17 protein-coding genes, 1 tRNA gene, 1 rRNA gene and 2 riboswitches are annotated in these 18,250 nt (G+C 40.3%); of the genes, 12 read left to right on the forward strand and 7 right to left on the reverse strand.

Features of this window, described 5'->3' with window-relative positions; translation table 11 throughout:
- From rrf to tsaD, 6 genes are all read left to right on the forward strand, one after another.
- Positions 1-105, forward strand: a 5S ribosomal RNA gene (gene rrf, locus BO219_RS13155); the annotation flags it as partial.
- A gap of 176 nt (positions 106-281) precedes the next feature.
- Positions 282-358, forward strand: a tRNA-Met gene (locus BO219_RS13160).
- 176 nt (positions 359-534) lie between these two features.
- Positions 535-1,008 (forward strand): tRNA (adenosine(37)-N6)-threonylcarbamoyltransferase complex ATPase subunit type 1 TsaE, encoded by a 474-nt coding sequence (gene tsaE, locus BO219_RS13165; RefSeq protein ID WP_077429861.1) that lies wholly within the window; start codon positions 535-537, stop codon positions 1,006-1,008.
- On the forward strand, positions 989-1,693 hold the full coding sequence (tsaB, locus tag BO219_RS13170; protein ID WP_077429862.1) for a tRNA (adenosine(37)-N6)-threonylcarbamoyltransferase complex dimerization subunit type 1 TsaB: 705 nt from the start codon (positions 989-991) through the stop codon (positions 1,691-1,693). The genes tsaE and tsaB overlap by 20 nt, the downstream gene beginning before the upstream one ends.
- On the forward strand, positions 1,694-2,137 hold the full coding sequence (rimI, locus tag BO219_RS13175; protein WP_077429863.1) for a ribosomal protein S18-alanine N-acetyltransferase: 444 nt from the start codon (positions 1,694-1,696) through the stop codon (positions 2,135-2,137).
- The gene (tsaD, locus tag BO219_RS13180) at positions 2,134-3,147 is read left to right on the forward strand and encodes a tRNA (adenosine(37)-N6)-threonylcarbamoyltransferase complex transferase subunit TsaD (protein WP_077429864.1); all 1,014 of its coding nucleotides are present in this window, start codon (positions 2,134-2,136) and stop codon (positions 3,145-3,147) included. The genes rimI and tsaD overlap by 4 nt, the downstream gene beginning before the upstream one ends.
- 295 nt (positions 3,148-3,442) lie before the next feature.
- On the opposite strand, the gene BO219_RS13190 is transcribed toward tsaD, so the two are convergent.
- Positions 3,443-5,338, reverse strand: a complete 1,896-nt coding sequence (locus tag BO219_RS13190; protein WP_077429866.1) for an ABC-F family ATP-binding cassette domain-containing protein — start codon at positions 5,336-5,338, stop codon at positions 3,443-3,445.
- A gap of 227 nt (positions 5,339-5,565) precedes the next feature.
- Between BO219_RS13190 and BO219_RS13195 the strand changes: the two genes are divergently transcribed.
- Positions 5,566-6,201 (forward strand): redox-sensing transcriptional repressor Rex, encoded by a 636-nt coding sequence (locus BO219_RS13195; RefSeq protein ID WP_006323910.1) that lies wholly within the window; start codon positions 5,566-5,568, stop codon positions 6,199-6,201.
- 9 nt (positions 6,202-6,210) lie between these two features.
- Here BO219_RS13195 and BO219_RS13200 read toward each other — a convergent pair whose 3' ends face one another.
- Positions 6,211-6,384 carry a YdiK family protein gene (locus BO219_RS13200; protein ID WP_006323911.1) on the reverse strand — a complete coding sequence of 58 codons (174 nt, stop codon included), beginning with the start codon at positions 6,382-6,384 and terminating at the stop codon, positions 6,211-6,213.
- The gene (locus tag BO219_RS13205) at positions 6,381-7,118 is read right to left on the reverse strand and encodes a CPBP family intramembrane glutamic endopeptidase (protein WP_077429867.1); all 738 of its coding nucleotides are present in this window, start codon (positions 7,116-7,118) and stop codon (positions 6,381-6,383) included. Before BO219_RS13205 ends, BO219_RS13200 begins: the two co-directional genes overlap by 4 nt.
- A gap of 225 nt (positions 7,119-7,343) precedes the next feature.
- Between BO219_RS13205 and groES the strand changes: the two genes are divergently transcribed.
- Positions 7,344-7,628: a co-chaperone GroES gene (gene groES / locus BO219_RS13210; RefSeq protein ID WP_004888755.1), complete on the forward strand. Its 285-nt coding sequence runs from the start codon at positions 7,344-7,346 to the stop codon at positions 7,626-7,628.
- Positions 7,629-7,701: 73 nt separating this feature from the next.
- Positions 7,702-9,318, forward strand: a complete 1,617-nt coding sequence (gene groL, locus BO219_RS13215) for a chaperonin GroEL (protein ID WP_077429868.1) — start codon at positions 7,702-7,704, stop codon at positions 9,316-9,318.
- A 259-nt stretch (positions 9,319-9,577) separates the two neighbouring features.
- On the opposite strand, the gene BO219_RS13220 is transcribed toward groL, so the two are convergent.
- The 3 genes from BO219_RS13220 to BO219_RS13230 all read right to left on the reverse strand — a co-directional run bounded on the left by BO219_RS13220 (position 9,578) and on the right by BO219_RS13230 (position 13,234).
- Entirely contained in the window at positions 9,578-10,816 is a 1,239-nt protein-coding gene (locus tag BO219_RS13220) for a cation:proton antiporter (RefSeq protein WP_077429869.1), read from the reverse strand.
- Positions 10,817-10,825: 9 nt separating this feature from the next.
- Entirely contained in the window at positions 10,826-11,320 is a 495-nt protein-coding gene (locus tag BO219_RS13225) for a cation:proton antiporter regulatory subunit (RefSeq protein WP_077429870.1), read from the reverse strand.
- Between the two features lie 552 nt (positions 11,321-11,872).
- Positions 11,873-13,234 (reverse strand): IS1182 family transposase, encoded by a 1,362-nt coding sequence (locus tag BO219_RS13230; protein ID WP_077429871.1) that lies wholly within the window; start codon positions 13,232-13,234, stop codon positions 11,873-11,875.
- A gap of 202 nt (positions 13,235-13,436) precedes the next feature.
- Between BO219_RS13230 and BO219_RS13235 the strand changes: the two genes are divergently transcribed.
- A complete protein-coding gene (locus BO219_RS13235) occupies positions 13,437-13,946 on the forward strand; it encodes a GNAT family N-acetyltransferase (protein WP_077429872.1) in 510 nt (169 codons plus the stop codon).
- A gap of 15 nt (positions 13,947-13,961) precedes the next feature.
- Here the strand turns inward: BO219_RS13235 and BO219_RS13240 are convergent, their stop codons facing one another.
- On the reverse strand, positions 13,962-14,372 hold the full coding sequence (locus BO219_RS13240; protein ID WP_309138156.1) for a DUF6944 family repetitive protein: 411 nt from the start codon (positions 14,370-14,372) through the stop codon (positions 13,962-13,964).
- A 254-nt stretch (positions 14,373-14,626) separates the two neighbouring features.
- Positions 14,627-14,728: riboswitch (purine riboswitch) on the forward strand.
- A 94-nt stretch (positions 14,729-14,822) separates the two neighbouring features.
- On the opposite strand from BO219_RS13240, the gene guaA reads away from it, so the two are divergent.
- Both guaA and BO219_RS13250 read left to right on the forward strand, forming a co-directional pair.
- Positions 14,823-16,343, forward strand: coding sequence for a glutamine-hydrolyzing GMP synthase (guaA, locus tag BO219_RS13245; RefSeq protein ID WP_077429873.1), 1,521 nt, complete (start codon positions 14,823-14,825; stop codon positions 16,341-16,343).
- Between the two features lie 82 nt (positions 16,344-16,425).
- Positions 16,426-16,527: riboswitch (purine riboswitch) on the forward strand.
- 115 nt (positions 16,528-16,642) lie between these two features.
- Positions 16,643-17,968, forward strand: coding sequence for an NCS2 family permease (locus tag BO219_RS13250; RefSeq protein WP_158074599.1), 1,326 nt, complete (start codon positions 16,643-16,645; stop codon positions 17,966-17,968).
- The last annotated feature ends 282 nt before the right edge of the window (positions 17,969-18,250 follow it).

Below are 18,250 nucleotides of genomic sequence, written 5' to 3' on the forward strand. Positions count from 1 at the left end.
GGCGGAGAGGTCACACCCGTTCCCATCCCGAACACGGAAGTTAAGCTCTCCAGCGCCGATGGTAGTTGGCGGGACACCGCCTGCGAGAGTAGGACGTTGCCGGGCATTATTATATTTATTTTGTATTGCCGCGGGGTGGAGCACGAACGAATTCACCTCTGTGAGTTCACATCAGCGTACCGCTCGAATCACTACTTGAATATACTAATTGAGAGCGGGACGGCCAGTTTTTTAAGAGGATTCTGTTCCATTCGATAAACCTTTTAGTTATTTCCTATTGCCGCGGGGTGGAGCAGCCAGGTAGCTCGTCGGGCTCATAACCCGAAGGTCGCAGGTTCAAATCCTGCCCCCGCAACCAATATTCGAAGATGAAGATAGATTAATGAAACGAAACAGTGTAAGTTTCGTATTTTTTTATGCCTTTTTTGCGTTATGATTTGTTTTCGTGTACACTTATATGTGTAGCATTTCCTTAGGAGAGTGATCCTAAGGTCTTTTTTGTATGTTGATTTTACTTAATTAGGGGAATGAGCGATGAAAACATATGAATATGTATCACATCATCCTGAAGATACGTTAGCATTAGCGATGAAACTTGCTCAGTATGTTCAGCCACAAGACGTTATTACGTTAGAAGGTGATTTAGGAGCAGGAAAAACAACGTTTACAAAAGGATTAGCTAAAGGATTAGGAATTGACCGCAATGTAAGTAGCCCAACTTTCACTATTATAAAGCAATATGAAGGGCGTATCCCTTTATATCATATGGATGTATATCGTTTAGCAGAAAGTGAAGAAGATTTAGGATTTGAGGAATATTTTTTTGGTGATGGTGTAACCGTTGTTGAGTGGGCTCATTTAATAGAACCATATTTACCAACGGAACGTTTACATATTAACATTCACCATATGGATGGGGGAAGTCGAATCATTCGATTTTCACCGATTGGTCAACGTTACGAACAGTTATGTGAGGAGATTTTTAACGATGAAAGTGCTAGCCATTGATACATCCACATTTGTTATGGGAGTCGCTGTCGTTGATGGGCAAATTGTCAAAGGGGAAATGATTACGAATTTGAAAAAAAATCATTCGATCCGAGTGATGCCTGCCATTGAATCACTTTTGCAAGAATGTGATGTGAACCCTCAAGATCTTGACCGTATTGTTGTCGCCAAAGGTCCTGGATCATATACAGGGGTTCGCATTGGGGTGACGATTGCTAAAACTTTGGCTTGGACGCTAAACATTCCACTTGTTGGTGTATCGAGTTTAGAAGTGATGGCAGCAAATGCGAAGTATTTTGGCGGGCTTATTGTTCCATTAATGGACGCTCGACGCGGACAAATTTATACCGGTCTTTACAAAGTAGAAGGAGATCACGTGCAATCGATCGTAGCGGATCAAGTCATTTTAGCTACTGATTGGGCAAATGAATTAAAAGCATATGATCAATCCATTTTATTAGTTGGAAATGATAGTGTACTACACGAAGCTACGTTTGTTGAAGTACTAGGTCGTTCTGTTCAAGTAGCTTCAGCGACACTTCACAATCCACGCCCAAGCGAACTTGCATGGTTAGGAATGAACCGTGAACCAGAAGATGTTCATACGTTTGTTCCAAACTATATTCGTTTAGCAGAGGCAGAAGCGAATTGGCTTGCTCGTCAGCAAGAAAGGACGGAATGTTAAGTGAATGTTTCTTTCCGTTTTATGACGATTCAAGATCTTGATCGTATTGTAGAAATTGAGCAGCGTTCATTTACACTGCCGTGGAGTCGTTCCTCTTTTCACCAAGAATTAACGAATAATCCGTATGCTCGTTACATTGTGATGGAGCATGATGGACAAATCATTGGTTATTGTGGCATGTGGCTGGTCATGGATGAGGCACATATTACAAACATTGCAGTATTACCGGAGTTTCGCGGGAAAAAATTAGGAGAAGCACTAATGAAACAGGCGATGGCGTTGGCGAGAGAAGAGGGGACAAAAACAATGACGTTAGAGGTGCGAGTATCGAATATCGTTGCACAGTCATTGTATCGGAAACTTGGTTTTTTAAATGGAGGTATTCGTAAAAGATACTATTCGGATAATCAAGAAGATGCATTAGTAATGTGGGTGAATTTATGAATAAAAAAGATATGTTTGTCCTTGGAATTGAAACAAGTTGCGATGAAACAGCGGTGGCCATTGTGAAAAACGGACGTGAAATTGTAGCTAACGTTGTCGCTTCACAAATGGAAAGCCATCAACGATTTGGAGGAGTCGTTCCTGAAATTGCCTCCCGTCACCATGTTGAACAAATTACGCTCGTGTTAGAAGAAACGATGAAACAGGCAAATATGGATATAAGTCAACTTGACGCGATTGCAGTAACAGAAGGACCGGGATTAGTTGGGGCGTTATTGATTGGTGTAAATGCGGCGAAAGCGTTGGCTTTTGCACATCGCATTCCGCTTGTTGGCGTGCACCATATCGCAGGACATATTTACGCAAATCAACTTGTACAAGAAATGAAATTTCCGCTTCTGGCGCTTGTTGTGTCTGGAGGTCATACAGAGCTCATTTACATGAAAGAGCATGGGATATTTGAGGTGATTGGAGAAACGCGTGATGATGCGGCTGGAGAAGCGTATGACAAAGTTGCCCGGGCCTTGCAACTCCCTTATCCAGGGGGACCTCATATCGATCGTTTAGCGAAACAAGGGAAACCAATTATTGATTTACCGCGCGCGTGGTTAGAAGAAGGTTCGTATGATTTTAGTTTTAGTGGATTAAAATCAGCGGTTATTAACACGTTGCACAATGCAAAGCAACGTGGAGAAATGATCCGACCTGAAGATATGGCGGCAAGTTTTCAAGCAAGTGTCGTTGAGGTATTAGTGAGAAAAACAATCGAAGCAGCCATGCATTACAGCGTAAAACAAATATTGCTGGCTGGCGGTGTGGCGGCAAATGAAGGGTTACGTACACAATTACAAAAACAAATGAATCAACTGCCAGAAGTCGAGTTAGTTATCCCGCCGTTGTCGCTTTGTACAGATAATGCAGCGATGATTGCAGCAGCGGGAACAGTATTATTTCAACAAGGAAAGCGTGCCACCATGGCATTAAATGCAAACCCAAGTTTACTGTTATAGTAAGAAGGTGTCCCAAAAGCAATGGGGCACCTTTTTCTAATTGTCATACGAATTTTTCTAAGAACAATTCAGCTTGTTGTGGATTATTTTATCCACATACATGTGAATAATGTGGAAAACGTTGATTGTATGTTATTTTATCATAACAAGTTAACCACAACAAAATGGGGGATTTTTCTTTTGTTGTTGTGGATAATGTGGAAAAGTCCGTGAATAACTTATATTTAGGTGTTTTTTCTGTGGATATGTTTGTGTAAAAAGATGGGGCTAGTCCACAAGTGGAGCTAGCCCATTATTATTGTTGTAAACGTTCCCACTGTTCGAATAGTTCATCAAATTTTTGTTTTAGGGCGTCAATGTGCGCTTGTGTGTCTCGAGCTTTTTCATAGTCGTTGTAACAGGAAGGATCATATAATTGTTGTTCATACGTAGCAATTTGTTGTTCGATTTGCTCCATTTCCGTTTCTAGCTGTTCGATTTTTCGTTGTCGTTGTCGTTCTAATTTTTTTCGTTCTTTTTCTTCTTCGTACGAACGTTTTGGTGACAACGATTCGCCCGTTTTAGTTTTTTGGCTAATTTGTCCAAGCTCAAGCAGCTCTGCTTTTTTTGCTACGTAATAATCATAGTCCCCTAAATACTCAACAAGACCGTCTGTGGATAACTCATATATTTTTGTTGCAATTTTGTTAATAAAATAACGATCGTGTGAAACGAATATAATTGTTCCTGGGTATTCTATGAGCGCTTGTTCTAGCACTTCTTTGCTATCTAAATCCAAATGGTTTGTCGGTTCATCTAAAACTAATACGTTTGCTTTCTTCATCATGAGTTTAGCGAGAGCGAGTCGCGCTTTTTCTCCACCGCTTAACGTCTGAACAGGCTTCAATACGTCGTCACCAGAAAATAAAAAGTTGCCGAGAATGGTCCGAATTTCTTTCTCTGTTCTTAATCGATCTTCGTCCCACAGTTCGTCGATCACTCGTTTGTTTGATGTTAATTGTGCTTGTTCTTGATCATAATAGCCAATTTGTACGTTTGTTCCGTAGCGTATTTCTCCTTGTTTTGGATGGAGTTGTTTGATGATCGTTTTTAAAAGAGTTGATTTTCCAATTCCATTGGGTCCAATTAGCGCAATACTATCTCCGCGAGTGATACGGAATGAAAGGTTTGTTGCGATGATGTGATCGTAACCGATTGCTAAGTTGTTAGCTGTCAGCACGTCGTTTCCGCTTGGGCGTTCGATTTCGAAACGAAACGATGCCGATTTTTCATCACCGAGTGGCTTGTCGATGATATTCATTTTTTCTAATTGTTTTCTACGGCTTTGTGCTCGCTTCGTTGTTGATGCACGAGCGATGTTGCGTTGAATAAAATCTTTTAATTTTGTAATTTCCTCTTGTTGTTTTTCATACAATTTTAGTTGTTGTTCAAATTGTTCAGCACGTTGTTGTAAGTAGCTTGTATAGTTTCCGACATATTTTTTTATTTTTGTGCGTGATAGTTCATACACTTGTGTCACGATTTGGTCAAGAAAATAGCGATCGTGGGAGACGATAAGAATGGCCCCATCGTAATTTTTTAAATATTGTTCAAGCCATTGCAACGTTTCCATATCTAAATGGTTTGTCGGTTCGTCTAAAATGAGCAAATCGGGCCTTGTAAGGAGCAGTTTACCAAGCGCTAGCCTCGTCCGCTGTCCACCGCTTAATGTAGATACTTTTGTCGTATAATCGTACTGTGGGAAGCGGAGACCATGAAGAACCGAACGAATATCTGCTTCATATTGATAGCCGCCTTTTTCTTTGAATTCTGTTTGTAAACGATCATATTGCTCAAGTAGGCGCTCATAGTCAGCATCATGTAAACTCATTTGTTGTTCTAGTTCGCGTAATTGTTTTTCCATTTGTTGTAGCGGGGCAAACACATCGAGCATTTCTTCCCAAATGGAACGATGAGCTTGCAACCCTGTATATTGATCTAAATAACCGATCGTTACGTGTTTCGGTTTAATGATTTCGCCTGTGTCGTATGACAACTGTCCGGCAATGATTTTTAATAATGTCGATTTTCCCGCGCCATTTCTTCCAACTAACGCAATACGGTCTTTTTCTTGTATTTCAAGCTTAATGTCTGATAAAACTTGTTCCGCTCCATATGATTTGGATAGTTGATTTACTTGTAAAATGATCATTCTTTCTCACCTCAATCTTCTTTTGATAGTGTAACGTACTTTCTTGATATTCGGCAACACTAGTGTACGAATAACAAATTTGACAAAAATAATAATAAAGGGTACAAAGGAAAGACAGAATGAAAAAAATAGTGTATAGTTTAGAAGTGGGGAGAATTTTTTAGACGTATAGGAGAGAAAAATGAAAGCGCTAACTATTTGTGAAAGGAAATGTGGGGGATTGACTCGTGAATAATGAACAACCAAAAATTCCGCAGGCGACCGCAAAGCGACTACCGTTGTACTATCGTTTTTTGAAAAACTTGCATGCATCAGGCAAGCAACGTGTATCTTCAGCGGAGTTAAGCGAAGCTGTAAAAGTCGATTCAGCAACGATTCGCCGTGATTTTTCATACTTTGGTGCGCTTGGAAAAAAAGGATACGGATATAATGTGAATTATTTGCTGTCGTTTTTCCGAAAAACGTTAGACCAAGATGAAACGACAGAAGTAGCGTTATTTGGCGTCGGTAATTTAGGGACAGCATTTTTGAACTACAATTTTAGCAAAAATAACAATACGAAAATCGTAATGGCGTTCGATGTTGATCCGGATAAAGTGGGAACAAAAGTCGGAGGGGTTCCGGTTTATCATTTAGATGAATTGGAAGAAAAGCTTGGAGGGATTACGGTAGCGATTTTAACCGTTCCTGCTCAAGTTGCCCAGCCGATTACTGACCGACTTGTTCAAAAAGGCATTAAAGGGATTTTAAACTTTACGCCTGCTCGCTTGCATGTGCCAGAACATATTCGTGTTCACCATATTGATTTAGCGGTCGAATTGCAGTCACTCGTTTACTTTTTAAAACATTACGGAAATGAGTAAACCTCCCGTTTACGAGCGGGAGGTTTTTTTTCGTAAAGAACGAATTCCTGCGCCGAAATCAAATGTAGCAATTAAAATAAATAGCATCGTTGTGATGTCCCAAATACCATCATCGGCGGTATGGACAGCAAAATAAGTAAATAAAATGCCAGTGAGAAAATAAAACAACGGTTCAGACTTCATGAAAACAGCCTCCAAATTACGAATTGCATTCGTTCTGCCTCACGCATAATGCTTTCGATTTCTTCAGCAAATAATGTTTGAATTGCAACGACAAAGGTGTTCATCAGTACATGTGCTGCAATAGGTACGATAATACGCTTTGTTTTGACATATAGGAAAGCAAATACAAATCCCATCGTTGCATAAAGAAGCAAATGTTCGAACTCTAAATGAACAACAGCAAATAAAAGCGAGCTGATGATGGCTGATAAGAAAAAGTTATATTTTTGATACAGCGTTCCGAAAATAATTTTTCGAAAAATGATTTCTTCTAAAACTGGACCAACGATTGAAGTGACGAGCATAAGAGCTGGTGTAAGTTTGACCATTTCGACGATCCGTCTCGTGTTCTCGGACCCCATTTCGACCCCAAAGAGGTGTACTTCGATGTTTGCTGCAACGCCTTGGGCGAAAAGAGCGAGCAAAAACCCCCCAATTGCCCAAAAGAATGACATGCCAATCGATGCTTGATGGCGATCATATGAGTATTTCATATCTTCTTTCATAAAATAAAGAACGAGAAAAAGAGCAATCGAGAAACTAATAACAGCCCAATAACCAGAAGCGATCGAAAAAGCTATTTCTTTATTTGATGCGTTGACAAAGCCGCTATGTGCAAGTAAAGGGACGCCGACTAAGCTCGATAGCTGCATGGCGATATATGTAATGATGACATACCGATATTGTTTTTTCACATGGTCAACCCCTTTTTACAAAATAAATACTTTTTCATTTTACCATATTTTTTGTATGAATTTCGAAAGGAAAGACATAATGAAAGAGGGAAATATGTATTGAAAAATTTTTAACTTCCTACTTGCAAAATTGAAAAAAGTTCATTAATATAATAAGTGTGTTAGCACTCAATAAGAATGAGTGCTAATAACGGAACGAAAATCTAATTAAGGAGGTCGTTTGCCGTGTTGAAGCCACTAGGCGATCGTATTGTCATTGAATTAATTCAAACTGAAGAAAAAACAGCGAGCGGAATTGTCTTACCAGACACAGCAAAAGAAAAACCACAAGAAGGAAAAGTTGTGGCAGTTGGTTCAGGTCGCGTTCTTGATAATGGTGAGCGCGTAGCTCCAGAGGTAAGCGTTGGTGACCGCATCATCTTCTCAAAATATGCGGGTACAGAAGTAAAATATGATGGAAAAGAATACTTAATTTTGCGTGAAAGTGACATTTTAGCTGTGATTGGTTAATCGTTCGCCTGATAACATATAAAGCGTACAAAAATACTTAACAAAAAAAATCATCATCAAGGGGGTAAGATGTATGGCAAAAGAAATTAAATTCAGCGAAGAAGCTCGTCGTGCGATGTTACGCGGTGTAGATAAATTAGCTGATGCAGTAAAAGTAACATTAGGTCCAAAAGGTCGTAACGTTGTATTAGAGAAAAAGTTCGGTTCTCCATTAATTACAAATGACGGTGTAACAATCGCAAAAGAAATTGAATTAGAAGATCCGTTTGAAAATATGGGTGCAAAGCTTGTTGCGGAAGTAGCAAGCAAAACAAATGATGTTGCTGGTGACGGTACAACAACAGCGACTGTATTAGCGCAAGCGATGATTCGCGAAGGGTTGAAAAACGTAACAGCTGGTGCGAACCCAATGGGCATTCGCAAAGGTATTGAAAAAGCTGTTGCGGTCGCTGTGGAAGAATTAAAAGCGATCTCGAAACCGATCGAAGGCAAAGACTCCATTGCTCAAGTTGCAGCTATTTCTGCAGCTGACGAAGAAGTTGGTCAACTTATCGCTGAAGCGATGGAACGTGTTGGTAAAGATGGCGTCATTACATTAGAAGAGTCTAAAGGTTTCACAACAGAATTAGATGTTGTGGAAGGTATGCAATTTGACCGTGGTTATGTATCTCCATACATGGTTACAGACTCTGATAAAATGGAAGCTGTATTGGAAAATCCATACATCTTAATTACAGATAAAAAAGTTTCAAGCATTCAAGAACTTCTTCCTGTATTAGAGCAAGTTGTTCAACAAGGTAAGCCATTGTTAATTATTGCTGAAGATGTAGAAGGCGAAGCGCTTGCAACATTAGTTGTGAACAAACTTCGTGGTACATTCACAGCTGTTGCAGTTAAAGCGCCTGGCTTCGGTGATCGTCGCAAAGCGATGCTTCAAGATATCGCGATCTTAACAGGTGGCGAAGTTATCACAGAAGAGTTAGGTCGCGAATTGAAATCAACAACAATTGCTTCCCTTGGTCGTGCAGCGAAAGTTGTTGTAACAAAAGAACATACAACAATCGTTGATGGCGCTGGTCGTGCCGAAGACATTCAAGCACGCATCAACCAAATTCGTGCACAATTAGAAGAAACAACTTCTGAATTTGACCGTGAAAAATTACAAGAGCGCTTAGCGAAATTAGCTGGTGGCGTTGCGGTAATCAAAGTTGGTGCTGCAACAGAAACAGAATTAAAAGAGCGTAAATTACGCATTGAAGACGCATTAAACGCAACACGTGCGGCAGTTGAAGAAGGTATCGTTGCCGGCGGTGGTACAGCGTTAATGAACGTATACAGCAAAGTTGCAGCCATTGAAGCTGAAGGCGACGAAGCAACTGGTGTGAAAATCGTTCTTCGTGCGATTGAAGAGCCAGTTCGTCAAATCGCGCAAAACGCTGGTTTAGAAGGCTCTGTCATCGTAGAACGCTTAAAAACAGAAAAACCTGGCATCGGCTTCAACGCAGCAACTGGCGAGTGGGTTGACATGATCGAAGCAGGTATCGTTGACCCAACAAAAGTAACTCGCTCTGCACTTCAAAACGCAGCATCTGTTGCCGCTATGTTCTTAACAACTGAGGCAGTCGTTGCTGACAAACCAGAAGAAAACAAAAACACACCTGGCATGCCTGACATGGGCGGCATGATGTAATCCCTATAAAAAAACAAGGAACACTGGGAGTGACCCCGGTGTTCCTTTTCTTTTTGGATAGAGGGAAGAGAATAAACGGAGTCTACAGTATTTGCATAGAGAGGTCTTCTTTTGGAATGTAAACGTCTTTTAGACTGATCGGTTGCATGAATACGTCCCCGAGTTGCCGCTTGTCCGGTAACTGAGCGTCCACTCGGGGGAAGCAAATAAGAGATAGATCTGAAGTAAGCGAATGGTAAAGAAGGCGTTGCAGATGCTATTATTTTTCCGAAGTTTCCAGTCGTTCCTTCTGCTTCTCTTTTATTACCTTCTTATCCCATTTAAATACTTTATTGAGTAGTTTATATATACTTTTGCTTTCTTTAGCAAAGAGCGGTCCCAATATCGCGAGCATGAGAACGTAAAGTGCGGTAAAAGGAGTTAATATAGGGTTTAACCCCGCTGTAATCCCCAGATTCGCAACGATAATGGAAAATTCCCCACGCGCAGTGATCGTCAAACCAATGTTTGTAGAGGCTTTGTAGGACAATCCAGCCCTTCTCCCAGCGATCATCCCTGCCACGATATTTGCTATTAGAGTGACGATAACGGCCCCTAATGATAACCAAAACACATGAATTAAGGTTGACGGTTCAATACCCAAACCGAAACTAAAGAAAAAAATAGCTCCAAAGAAGTCACGGAATGGAACAACTAAATGTGCGATTCGATCACGGTGTTCCGTCTCCGAAAAGACAAGCCCGAGCAGTAAGGCTCCGATGGCTTCAGCGACGTGAATCGTTTCGGAAAAGCCGGCAACAAAGAAGAGAGTAGCAAAGATGACGATGATAAATATTTCATCGGATTTGATATTTAACCATTTGTTCAGTAGAGGGGCACCTTTTCGAGCGATGATAAAAAATAGCAACATATAAGCGACAGATGTGAAAACAGATAGGCTGATTCCAAAAAGGGAGGTGGAGCCAGCTAGCAAAACACCTGACATCGTCGTCAAAAATAAGGCAAGGAAGATATCATCAAAAAGGATCATCCCTAAAATGAGCTCTGTTTCAGGATTGGCCGTTCTCTTTAAATCGACAAGCACTTTAGCCACGATGGCACTTGATGATACACTGAGGAGCCCGGCAATCAGAAGCGTTTCCATCCATGGCATTCCGACGGCCTTGCCGTAAAGCAATCCTAAAACAAAGTTCATTATGACATAGATGGTGCCACCAACCACAATGTTTTTTCCGGACCTAATCAGTTTGCCGACAGAAAATTCAAGCCCCAAATAAAACAGCAAAAAAAGTACCCCGATCCTCCCTAAAAACTGGATAATTTCATTACTTTCAATAAAGGTGAGGTCAATAATCCCAATCGTGGGGGCATGAGGACCAACCAGCATGCCGATAATGATCAAAAACGGGATAATGGAGAAGTTTAATTTATTGGCAATGATGGATCCAATAGCAACTAAAACGAGCGCTGTTCCCACTTCCAATACTAAGTAGTTCATTTATCTACATCACTCCTTATTTGATAGTAGCTGATTAATGATCTCCTTTATTTGTTGTCTTTCTCCAGACATGACCAATGTATCCCCGACTTCAATCAATGTATTGGAACCCGGATTATGAGATTTTTGGGAATGTTTCTTTTTGATAGCGATAACGGTGATACCGAAGCGGTTCCGAATATCAAGATCTCCAATTTTTTTATTTACAGCAGGGGCGTTCGGTTCTACTTGAAACCACTCGATAATTAGATCGTCAAAGGCGAATTCAACCGTTTCGAGTGCTTTCGGTTTGTATGCCATTCCTCCAATGATCCCCGCAATTTGCCTCGCTTCTTGGTCGCTTAGCGTCACACTGCTAACGACTTCATCATAATCCTCTGCGTCAAAGTGATAAATTTCTCTTCGTCCATCGTCATGAATCACGATGACAAGTTTATCTTTGTTTCGCGTAATAATTTCAAATTTGTACCCAATTCCTGGAAGTTCAATTTCTCGAATATTCATGGTCAAAGATTCCTCCTTATGGATTGTTTATTTGTTTTTGAAGCACCATTTGGATTATGGCACCTAATAAACCCTAATATTACCAAATGTGAGCAACAATAAACCTTCTACGACCTTTTTTAGATTCGGTCATCGAAGGAATAGAAGTATCGATGATGAGTAGTTTGCTTATAGAGGAAGCAGTCGAAAAATTTTTTTGGATAAAAACACCATTTTGTTTATATCTAATTCTTACAACAAATGGTCCCTTTCCTGTTATCTATTTGGGCTATAGTTATTATAACAGTAAAAAAGGTTCTTTTCACTATTTTTGTCTTGGTTGACTGTTTGAAGGCAGGTGAGAGGGAAATACATATGTCAGTTGCCCCACCTGTCTTCTATATCTTTTCCTTTGTTTTGCGTTACACGAAAGACAATAAAGAATCATTATGTGGACGATAGAAAAAAACATCCTGGCAGCTCCAGGATGTTTTTTTCACAAAGTGTTGAAAAAGTGGGGAGTCAAGAAAAAGTTCACTTTCCTCGTGAATTTTTTCTTCTTTTCTTTTTTCTTTATTTGTGGTAACTTAAATCTATACCATGTGATTGAAGGGATCGTAACTTGGTCCACTTCTTGAGGTTTTGGATCATGGCGGTGATCCAAACCTGAATCTGTACGTATGGAACTCCGCGGTATCGTGCAAAACGAAGTCCGTGGAGTTCTTTACTTTCTGCAAAGCTTCGTTCAATGGTCGCAGGGCGAACAAGGCGAAAAACTTTCCCTTTTTCAGATAGTCGACGTTTTTCCATTTGTTGGTAAACCTCTTGATGAACGGAGACTCGAAAGACGCGATCGCCTTTTCCGTTCGCCGCAGGGCAATTTGCACAACTGCCTTTGACATCAGGTTTGTATTCATGATACCCCGATCGAGTAGATGTGGAATAGAGAAATTTTACTCCACAAGGGCAAACATAGACGTCTTCCTTCACTAAACGGAATTGACTGGAACGACATTTTGAATGTTCCTTTCGATGAAATCGGCGATAAGAAACATAGGCATGGATCCCTTTGTCTTCGAGCTCTCGTCCAAGACGTGCATTATAATAGCCTGCGTCTAATACGATATTTTCCGGTGTATAACCGACCCGTTGTTTGACTCGCTCGATGCGTTCAATGAGCACACGATGTCCTGGCACATTTGCCGATGTGACGTAGGCATCCAGAATGAAATTGTGTAGTGTGTCGACAATCCGATGATCATGGTAAGCAAATAAACCTCTTGGATCATGTTTGACGGATAGCCCTGCATCGGGATCTTTGGTACTGCAAATCACTTCTTTCTCTACCTCTTTCGGTGGTTTTGGATCTAAAGGTCTTTTGCTGTGTTGTAAGCGCTTTTTATTTACGAGCTGTAACACGTACTCATCTTCCTTCTCTACCACTTTTCGAACCACTTTCACGCGTTTCCGTTTGTTCGCATTGGCTTTCAACTCGGTTTCATCTGAAGCCCATGTTTCTGGGGATAAGAAGCCTTCTTTTTTAATCTGTAAGAGTACATATTCAAATAATGCTTCCCATATTTTCGGATCGACGCGATGGCGCAAAAATTTTGAAACGCTGGAGTGACATGGAGCAGAAGCGTCCATGGAAAGATCTAGAAACCATCGGTACGTGATATGTTGGTCAATTTGTTTACAAGTGAAACGAACAGAACGAAACCCTTCAACATATTGAATGATCAAAATTTTTACTAACATCAAAGGATCAAGGGATGGACGACCTTTGTCCTCTGAATAAAACGGTTTTAATAAGGAGTACACGTAATCCCAATCCATCACTTTATCGATTTGAACAAGTAAATGACGTTTGTCGTACATTTTTTCATACGCTTTTCTGTTCTTTTTCAATTCTGACTTGGAGAAAGGACGGTACATACTTCTACCTCTCCTTCTTCATAGTTTTCCTTTAACATATTAACAAAAGAAAAACGATTTTGTCCTTGACAAAATCGTTTTTCAACAGTCTGACCCTTACAAAAATGTAAGGGTATTTTTTATTTTTAGACATCTGAAAATGAGGTTTGAATGTTAATATAGATATATACAATTAAACGAAATTTTGCGAAGGAGTATGATTATGTTAGAAGACGTTACATTTAGAATAGCAAGTATAGATGATTTACCGACAATCGTTAGCATTTACAACTCGACAATTCCAAGTCGATTAGTAACTGCTGATACAGAGCCCGTATCGATAGACGATAGATTGGAATGGTTTAAGGAACACAACCCTAATCAAAGACCTTTATGGATGGTGGAATATGGAGATGAAGTTTGTGGTTGGGTAAGCCTTCAATCTTTTTACGGGAGACCAGCCTATCATGCGACTGCTGAAATAAGTATTTATCTTCATGAAAATTTTAGAGGAAAAGGGTTAGGGAAAAGGATTTTAGCTAAAGTGATCGAGGAGTGTCCGAAGTTTAGCATTGATACTTTGCTCGGATTCATCTTTGCGCACAACGAGCCAAGCATGAAACTATTTTTGAGTGTAGGTTTTGAGAAGTGGGGATATTTGCCGGAAGTCGCTCAATTGGATGGGATAAAAAGAGATTTAGTTATTGTCGGAAAGAAGATTCCTCATTTTTAGTATGAGAAACAGGGGCTACTCCTTTGTTATGAAAGTAGCCCTGTCCTCTAATTGACTTAAAAAACAAAGAATAGAACCGATAGCTTGAATCCATGCTCCGATAATCCCGATCGTCTCCCCTTCTTCTTTGCCCTTTTGTTTTTCCCATACACCACCAATGGCTTGTAAGGCATTGCCGATCGATTGAAGTAAATTTCCGATAGGGCTTAACACAGATGATTGCTTATCTTCCCAATCATCTATAAATGAAATAAGTCCGCCTAATGATTGTAACCAGTTCCCTGTAATCTCCAGTCGGCTCCCTTCTTCACTTAACAGTCCAGCGACAACGGTAATATTTCCAATAGCTTGAATTTCATTTCCATATACACCTAACGTATCGGGCGTTTCAGCATCTGCTTCTAGCGCATTTCCCGTTGCTTGCAATACGTTTCCCCATAAATCAAGAGCAAACTGTTTTTTTGTCGCTTAGAGAAGGAATGCTCGCAATGGCCGAAGTAACAGTACCTATCGCTTGAGTAAATGAACCGATCAGTGCTTTCGGTTGATTCATGTGCATTCTCCTACGTTCATTTTGCTCGTATATCATATGCAAGTCATTTTGTTCGATTAATTGTTAGAAAATTGAATAAAAAAGACAGCATCTTGACCGACGAGGAATGAAGTTGGTAGAATGGATTAAAATTTAAGATGCGCACCTTCGTATATCCTCGATAATATGGTTCGAGAGTCTCTACCGGGACACCGTAAATGACCCGACTACGAAGGCAGTGTTCTATATTGCTAGAATTCTGCCTTCGTTTTTTTATGAGAGGGTATGAATGCTAGCTTTTTTATTATATGTAGATGAGGTGATTTCGTTTGAGTCAACAAGAAATGATCGTTGTTTTAGATTTTGGTAGCCAGTACAATCAGTTAATTACGCGCCGCATTCGTGAGTTTGGTGTGTACAGCGAGCTGCATCCGCATACGATTACGGCCGAGCAAATTCAACAAATGAATGTAAAAGGAATTGTCTTTTCGGGTGGACCAAATAGCGTGTATGATGAACAAGCGTTTACGTGCGATCCAGCGCTTTTTCAGTTAGGTATTCCGATTTTAGGTATTTGTTATGGTATGCAGCTGATGACGCATCATTTAGGCGGAAAAGTAGAAAAAGCGACGCATCGAGAATACGGAAAGGCAACGATTACGGTGCAACGTGCGTCTCAGCTATTCAGCAGCTTACCGACAGAGCAAATTGTTTGGATGAGTCATGGAGATTTAGTGACGAAAACGCCGGAAGGGTTTACTATTGATGCGACAAGTCCATCTTGCCCAATTGCGGCGATGAGCGATGAAACGAGAAAGTTTTATGCCGTTCAGTTTCATCCAGAAGTGCGTCATTCAGTATATGGAAATGAACTATTAAAACGATTCGTGTTTAACATTTGTGAGTGTAAAGGCGATTGGACGATGGGAAGCTTTATTGATCACGAAGTGCGCAAAATTCGTGAACTTGTTGGAGATAAAAAAGTACTTTGCGCTTTAAGTGGTGGTGTCGATTCATCGGTAGCGGCTGTTCTCGTACATCGTGCCATCGGTGATCAATTGACGTGCATTTTTGTCGATCACGGTTTGCTTCGTAAAGGAGAAGCGGACAGTGTCATGAAAACTTTCCGCGAAGGGTTCCATATGAACGTCATTAAGGTGGATGCAAAAGAGCGGTTTTTAAACAAATTAAAAGGTGTAAGCGATCCAGAGCAAAAACGAAAAATTATTGGGAATGAGTTCATTTACGTATTTGATGACGAAGCAGCAAAGCTAGATGGCATCGAATTTTTAGTACAAGGTACGCTTTATACGGACATTATTGAAAGTGGTACAGCGACGGCTCAAACGATTAAATCGCACCATAATGTTGGTGGATTACCTGAAGATATGACATTTAAGTTAATTGAACCATTGAATACACTTTTCAAAGATGAAGTACGCGCACTCGGCACAGAGTTAGGTATCCCAGACGAGATCGTGTGGCGCCAGCCGTTTCCAGGACCTGGACTTGGCATTCGTGTATTAGGTGAAGTGACAGAAGAAAAGCTAGAAATTGTTCGGGAGTCGGATGCGATTTTACGGGAAGAAATTAAAAAAGCCGGTCTCGACCGTGATATTTGGCAATACTTCACCGTCCTTCCTGATATTCGTAGCGTCGGGGTGATGGGAGATGCTCGTACGTATGATTACACGGTTGGTATTCGTGCAGTTACTTCAATTGATGGAATGACAGCGGACTGGGCACGTATTCCGTGGGATGTGTTAGAAGCTATTTCAACACGCATCGTAAACGAAGTGCCTCATGTCAATCGTGTTGTATACGACATTACAAGTAAGCCACCAGCAACGATCGAATGGGAGTAAAAACGAACAAAAAAAACAATTATAAAAAAAATGTTCGTTATTTATATTGACTTCACTCACTTTCATTGCTAGAATGTATGTGTGAAATAAATAGAGGATACATCGTATAATCTCGAGAATATGGCTCGAGAGTCTCTACCAAGCTACCGTAAATAGCTTGACTACGATGGGTAATGTGGGGGAGAGGAGTCTGCTTGGTTCCTCTCTATGTTCGTGCATTATGCATCATAGTCAACGCTTCTGGTAGTTTGCTAGAAGCGTTTTTCTTTTTATTACAACATATGGAGGGACTAAAAGTGATCAAAAAGTATTTCCAATTTGATGAGCTTGGCACAAACTATAAGAGGGAAATTATTGCTGGTTTAACGACATTTTTATCTATGGCGTACATTTTATTTGTCAATCCTTCGATTTTATCATTAAGTGCTGTGCCTGATTTGCCAAGTGAAATGAGAATGGATCAAGGGGCGGTATTTACGGCGACGGCCATTGCAGCGGCGGTCGGATCGCTATTAATGGGATTGATTGCGCGTTATCCTATTGCTCTTGCACCGGGAATGGGATTAAATGCTTTCTTTGCTTTTACTGTTGTATTGACGATGGGGATCCCTTGGCAGACCGCGTTATCAGGCGTTTTAGTATCTGGACTTATTTTTATTGTACTTACGCTAAGTGGTATTCGTGAAAAAATTATCAATTCAATTCCAGAAGATTTAAAATATGCAGTTGGTGCAGGAATTGGGTTATTTATTACGTTTATCGGATTTCAAAACGCAGGTATTATTGTTAATAACGATGCTGTTCTTGTTGGTTTAGGGGATTTGACAGATGGTAATACGCTGTTAGCTATTTTTGGTTTTATTATTACGGTTATTTTAATGGTTCGTGGTATAAATGGTGGTATTTTTATTGGAATGGTCATTACAGCTGTTATTGGGATGTTTTCGGGATTAATCGATGTACCAACGAAGATCATCGGCTCTGTACCGAGTTTAGCTCCTACATTTGGAGTAGCTCTTGAACATTTGGGGGAAATTTTTAATATAAAAATGTTAGCGGTTGTGTTGACGTTTTTATTTGTTGATTTCTTTGATACAGCTGGAACGCTCGTTGCTGTGGCGAATCAGGCTGGACTGTTAAAAGATAATAAATTGCCACGTGCAGGAAAAGCGCTTTTTGCTGATTCCAGTGCCACGGTTGTTGGGGCGATTTTAGGAACGTCAACAACCACATCGTATATTGAATCATCAGCGGGAGTAGCGGCTGGTGGACGTACAGGTTTTGCTTCCGTTGTTACTGCGGTGTTATTTTTGTTTGCGCTATTTTTCTCCCCGTTGCTATCGGTTGTCACGGCGCCGGTTACAGCGCCGGCGTTAATTATCGTTGGTGTGCTGATGGTATCATCTCTTGGAAAGATCGAATGGACTCGGTTTGAAGTTGCTGTTCCTTCCTTTTTGACATTAATTGCAATGCCTTTAACATACAGTATCGCAACGGGAATTGCGATCGGATTTATTTTCTATCCAATTACAATGATTGCAAAAGGTAGAGCAAAAGAAATTCACCCAATTATGTATGGTTTATTTGTTGTTTTCATTTTGTACTTTGCATTTTTAGTTGAGTAACTACCGTAGTTATGGATGATGAAGAGGCTTGGATCGTTACTTCCAAGCCTTATTTTTTTAAAAAAAGATAGTTGACGAGGTATGCTGTTTTTGATAATATACTTATTGCTGGTTGAAACAAGTAGTTTATGAAAAATAAAAAAGAAAAAAGTGTTGACAAGAAAAACAGTAAATGATATATTGAAAAGGTCGCTCAAACAGCCAAACAGCGACAAAGAGATGTTCCTTGAACACAGGCAAGAAACGAAAACGCCTGGGTGTGACAGTAGCGATCATTCATAA

The sequence above is a fragment of the Anoxybacillus kestanbolensis genome (assembly GCF_001996285.1).
Lineage (GTDB): Bacteria > Bacillota > Bacilli > Bacillales > Anoxybacillaceae > Anoxybacillus > Anoxybacillus kestanbolensis_A.

What these genes read in the sequence shown, in the direction of transcription:
- BO219_RS13225 (WP_077429870.1), bottom strand. Translation starts at nt 11,320, where the DNA reads ATGAATATTCGAGAAATTGAACTTCCAGGAATTGGGTACAAATTTGAA.
- BO219_RS13190 (WP_077429866.1), bottom strand. Translation starts at nt 5,338, where the DNA reads ATGATCATTTTACAAGTAAATCAACTATCCAAATCATATGGAGCGGAA.
- tsaB (WP_077429862.1), top strand. Translation starts at nt 989, where the DNA reads ATGAAAGTGCTAGCCATTGATACATCCACATTTGTTATGGGAGTCGCT.
- BO219_RS13220 (WP_077429869.1), bottom strand. Translation starts at nt 10,816, where the DNA reads ATGAACTACTTAGTATTGGAAGTGGGAACAGCGCTCGTTTTAGTTGCT.
- BO219_RS13200 (WP_006323911.1), bottom strand. Translation starts at nt 6,384, where the DNA reads ATGAAGTCTGAACCGTTGTTTTATTTTCTCACTGGCATTTTATTTACT.
- guaA (WP_077429873.1), top strand. Translation starts at nt 14,823, where the DNA reads ATGATCGTTGTTTTAGATTTTGGTAGCCAGTACAATCAGTTAATTACG.
- tsaD (WP_077429864.1), top strand. Translation starts at nt 2,134, where the DNA reads ATGAATAAAAAAGATATGTTTGTCCTTGGAATTGAAACAAGTTGCGAT.
- BO219_RS13230 (WP_077429871.1), bottom strand. Translation starts at nt 13,234, where the DNA reads ATGTACCGTCCTTTCTCCAAGTCAGAATTGAAAAAGAACAGAAAAGCG.
- tsaE (WP_077429861.1), top strand. Translation starts at nt 535, where the DNA reads ATGAAAACATATGAATATGTATCACATCATCCTGAAGATACGTTAGCA.
- groL (WP_077429868.1), top strand. Translation starts at nt 7,702, where the DNA reads ATGGCAAAAGAAATTAAATTCAGCGAAGAAGCTCGTCGTGCGATGTTA.
- BO219_RS13235 (WP_077429872.1), top strand. Translation starts at nt 13,437, where the DNA reads ATGTTAGAAGACGTTACATTTAGAATAGCAAGTATAGATGATTTACCG.